The following is a 4216-nucleotide window of genomic DNA, read 5'->3' as shown; positions in this document are numbered from 1 at the left end:
ACTGGGTGCGGCCGACGTTCGGCTCGAGGGCGGGACGCTCGACGCGATCGACGCGGTGGTGCGGCCCGGCACCGACATCGCCGGCATCGTCCATCTGACGGGCAATCCGTCCTTGCGCCCCGAGCACCGCCGCCGAACGGCCTAGCCGGCCTGGTGACGGCCGAAGCGGGGGAGCGGCGCCGGGTGCGATACCGGCTCCGCTGCGCGCCCCGCCCCGCCCCGGCCCCGCCCCGCCCCGATGCAGATGGCGCACACGGTGCTGTCTGAGCTCGGCAGCCACACGTCGTCCAGGACGGTGTCAGTGGTCACCGTGGCGCGGTGCACTGGACGGTCGACAACGGGATCACCAACCCGCTGGTCGGCACCGATTACGCCAATCTCGGTACGGCCGACCCGGTGCGTCACCACTACACCGGCCGGGTTTAGCTTGCAATTTAAGGTTACTGTCGGTGACAGTTGTCCGTTTTGGTGGTCTTGCGGTGCGGTGGGCTGGGGGCCTTCGGCCGGTTCTTCGAGCCCTTGGGCCGCCCCGAACCTTAAATTGCAAGTTAAGCCCTGACGCTCCAGCGCATGGACCACCCGGATGCCTCGGACGGATGGCGCTGGCGGCGTCAGGCCGCCACGGTGACGGACAACTCCCGAGGAACCCCGAACTCCTCGATCAGGCCGACGAGCGCCTCGCGCGGGCCGTCCAGCGCGTCCTGCTCGGTGGCGATGACGAAGCGCCGATGCCCCGCGTGGTCTCCGGGTGGGTCGGGTCCCGGCTGTGTGGGTTGGCTTGTCGGTGGGTGTCGGTACGGTTACGGTCATGTCGAGTCCGTCCACGCCTCATGACGCGGTGTTCCGCCGGATCCTGGGGACGCCGTCGAACGCGGCGTCGCAGTTGCGTGCGGCGCTGCCGCCGGAGGTGGTGGCCCGGCTCGACCTGGACCGGCTGGCGCTCGTGCCTGGGAGCCTGGTCGACGCCACGCTGCGGTGGCGGCACACCGACCTGCTGTTCACCGCGCCGCTGGACGGCCGGGAGGCGTTCGTCTACGTGCTGGTCGAACACCAGAGCAGCAACGATCCGCTGATGGCGTTCCGGATGCTGCGCTACGTCGTGCGGATCTGGGACCGCTACCTGGCCGACCGTCCGAAGGCGAGCCGGCTGCCGGCGGTGGTCCCGCTGGTGGTGCACCACGACCAGCAGGCATGGACGGCGCCGGTGGAGGTGGCTGACCTGGTCGACCTGGACCCGGGCCTGGCCGAGGCGTGGCGGGAGCACCTGCCCCGGTTCCGGTTCCTCCTGGACGACCTGGTCCGGGTCGACGTGGAGGCGTTGCGGGAACGGCCGTTGACGCCGTCGGTGCGGATGACCATGCTCCTGTTAAAGATCGCTCCGGGGAACCCGTCGCTGGCGAAGGAGCTGGGGGCGTGGGTCGACGAGCTGCGGGCGGTGCTCGATGGTCCGGACGGCAGGGAGGAGTTCGCGACCCTGCTGCGTTACATTGAGCTGGTCGGGGAAGCGGAGTCCCGTGACCAGCTGCACGACCTGATCGTCGCCCTTGGTCCCGACGCGGAGGAGGCCTACATGACCATCGCCGAACAGCTCCGCGCCGAAGGCCGTGTCGAAGGCCGCGCTGAAGGCCGTGTCGAAGGCCGTGTCGAGACGCTGGTCCAGCAGCTGACGCTCAAGTTCGGCCCACTTCCCGAGGCAGTGCTTACCACCGTGCGCGACGCGTCCGCGGACCAGCTGCGGACCTGGACCGCCCGCGTCCTGACCGCCGACAGCCTCGACCAGCTCCTCGATTGACCGGCGGGCGCTCCGCCAGGCCGGTCTCCTGGTCGTCGCGCGTCGGCCGTCGAGGTGGCTCACGCGCCCGTGCCGGTTCGTCGAATCCCGTAGCTCGCACGTGCGCCTGGCGTGCTGCGTGCACGGCCCGCGATGAAGGCGATCAGGGGGCGAGGTCGGCCAGCAGCTCGTCGAGCAGAGACTCCTCGTGGACGGCGACGCCTGCTCGGATCATCGCGGCCGCGAGATCCGGATCCCACGTGGTGACCTCGGGTACGCCTGTGAGCGGGAGACCGCCGTCGGCGGTGAGTCTCGCGACCGCCGTCCGATAGTCGGCTGCTGCCATCCTTCAGGGCGTCGCGCCCAGTGCGAGAAGACGTGCCGCGATCGCGATTCCTGGCCAGTCAAAGTCACCGTGATAGCGGACCGGGGCGCCGTCGCTGACCAGCGCCCGTACCAGACGTGTGCCGACCTCAGCCGGGTTGCCGGAGAGGCAGACCAACGGTGCTGAGAGCCCCGCTCGGGCGGCGGGCTGGAGGACCTGTGGGTTCTCGCAGAGGGACACTACCTGGCCGCCCGGACGCAGACACACCTCCCCGACGCGTTCACCGGCGGCGGGTTGGTCGAACGCTGCCAGACGGCCGCCGCATGAGCCCCGTGCCGGAGGGCACTTCGGCACGGGCAGACAATCACGGGTCATGACGCTGTCTGCTGCGGTACGTGATTCCGTGGACGCCTATCTGCTAGCGGTCGATGCCATTGATCCCGATCTCGTGGAAGGCTTCTACGTGATCGGGTCCGCGGCCCTGGACGATTTCCGTCCCGGGGCCAGCGACGTCGATTTTGTCGCTGTCACCACCCAAGGGGTCGAAGAATCGACCGAAGGCCCTCTGTCCGCCGCACCGGAAGACCACCAAAACGGACACAAGTCGCAGAGAGTAACCTTAAATCCCAAGTTTAGAGCGCCCGGCAATAGGGGACGCGGCGTCGCGGCGTCGCGGGGCTGGGGCACGCATTTCGCTTCGTTGTCGTCGGCCCAGGTAGAACACCGCTACCTGGGCCTCCTCCGCCTCGCGATCTACGCACCCCAGTCCCGCTCCTTGATCCACGCCCCTATTGCCGGGCGCTCTTATTCCCCGTCGGTGACGTTCGACTCGGATCATGACAGTGCGACGTTGGTGTTCTCCGGTTACAACACCCCGCAGCCGCTGCCGTCGACCAGCAAGATTTTTGGGCTGCCGACCCCGAACTACGCGCCGGTTGCTACCCAGGCCGACGACTACCGCACCATCCTGACCGTCACGCTCACTCACAATCGTGGGCGTGGCTGGTTCGACCGTTCCGGTGGCGACAGCCACGGCGGCGGTCGTAACGACTGGTAGATATCGGGGCTGCTGCATCCGATTCGGTGCTGAAGGTCGGTCTTACCGTGACCTTCAGCACCGAGCCCGTCACCGCCAGCGGCATGACGTGCGCCTTTCCCGTGCGATCCATACCCCCATCAAGCGGTTCTATCCGGGCTCATCCACAGGCTTCGATCATCGCTCCTGGCGGACGTGACAGGTCCCGTGGCGGCAGGTGACGGGTGGTGGTCAGGCAGCATGGTGGTGGACCCCGACAGCGCTGTCGTGTCCACGGGCCCATCGGGCAGAGTCGACGTTGAGGAGAAGGCGACCGTGACCGGACAGCACCCTGACCCGACGTCGCCGGGCGTTTGCCAGGATGGGGAGGGCGAGGTGCGGCTGTCCGCCACGGCCGTGGCCGTGCCGATCATGGGGGTCTCGGGTGGGGTGTTGCCGGTCCAACCTGCCCGGGGGTTGCCTGGCCGGGACGCGGACCCGGACGCGGACCCGGACGAGGCGTTTCAGCGCTGCGTCGCAGTTGGCGGTGTGACCCGGTGCGCGGCGCGGACCCGGCTGTACCGGGAGGGAAAACTGGAGCTGGAGGGTTTCCCCGTCGCGGACATCAGTGACTACATCGACGGGGATGACGTGACGGTCTGGTTGGATCTGCACAGCCCTGACCGGGCGGATCTGGCTGTCCTGAGCGAGGAGTTCGGTCTACACCCGCTGGCGGTCGAGGATGCCGTGAACGTGCATCAGCGGGCGAAACTCGACCGGTATGCGGATCATTTGTTTGTGAGCGCCTATGGTGCGCGGTTGGATCCGGTGACCGGTACGGTCGTCACCAGCGAGATGGCGGTCTTCGTCACCGAACGGGCTCTCATCACCGTCCGCAAGGATGACGGGTTCGATATTGAGGCGGTCATGGAACGGTGGGACGCCAACCCCGACCTTGTCGGCCATGGTGTGGGCTACCTTCTCTACGGCCTGCTTGATGTTGTTGTTGACGGCCATTTCGAAGCGGTACAGGCTCTCGATGCCGCGATCGAGGACCTGGAGGACACCTTGTTCGCCGATGTTCCCCAGGGAGCTCTCGTCCAGC

Annotated in this window: 3 protein-coding genes and 1 pseudogene; 3 read left to right on the top strand and 1 reads right to left on the bottom strand. The window is 67.9% G+C overall.

The features are described 5' to 3' along the window. The first annotated feature begins 808 nt into the window (after positions 1 to 808). Entirely contained in the window at positions 809 to 1792 is a 984-nt protein-coding gene (locus U9980_RS21510; RefSeq protein WP_322769578.1) for an Rpn family recombination-promoting nuclease/putative transposase, read from the top strand. A gap of 142 nt (positions 1793 to 1934) precedes the next feature. On the opposite strand, the pseudogene U9980_RS21505 reads toward U9980_RS21510, so the two are convergent. Continuing rightward, positions 1935 to 2471: pseudogene (locus U9980_RS21505) on the bottom strand (DUF2399 domain-containing protein). 28 nt (positions 2472 to 2499) lie between these two features. Between U9980_RS21505 and U9980_RS21500 the strand changes: the two are divergent. Together U9980_RS21500 and U9980_RS21495 are read left to right on the top strand one after the other, a co-directional pair. After that, positions 2500 to 3153 (top strand): hypothetical protein, encoded by a 654-nt coding sequence (locus tag U9980_RS21500; RefSeq protein ID WP_322769577.1) that lies wholly within the window; start codon positions 2500 to 2502, stop codon positions 3151 to 3153. A gap of 294 nt (positions 3154 to 3447) precedes the next feature. Beyond that, positions 3448 to 4216 (top strand): magnesium transporter CorA family protein (locus U9980_RS21495; protein WP_322769576.1); only part of this gene is annotated, 769 nt, incomplete at its 3' end.

It is taken from the genome of Protofrankia sp. Cr1, from assembly GCF_963555865.1.
GTDB lineage: Bacteria > Actinomycetota > Actinomycetes > Frankiales > Frankiaceae > Protofrankia.
Note: the sequence above shows the minus strand (reverse complement) of the source record. Positions and strands in the feature narration are given on the sequence as shown.

Coding starts and splice junctions, on each gene's coding strand:
- U9980_RS21510 (WP_322769578.1), top strand. CDS start 809: ATGTCGAGTCCGTCCACGCCTCATGACGCGGTGTTCCGCCGGATCCTG.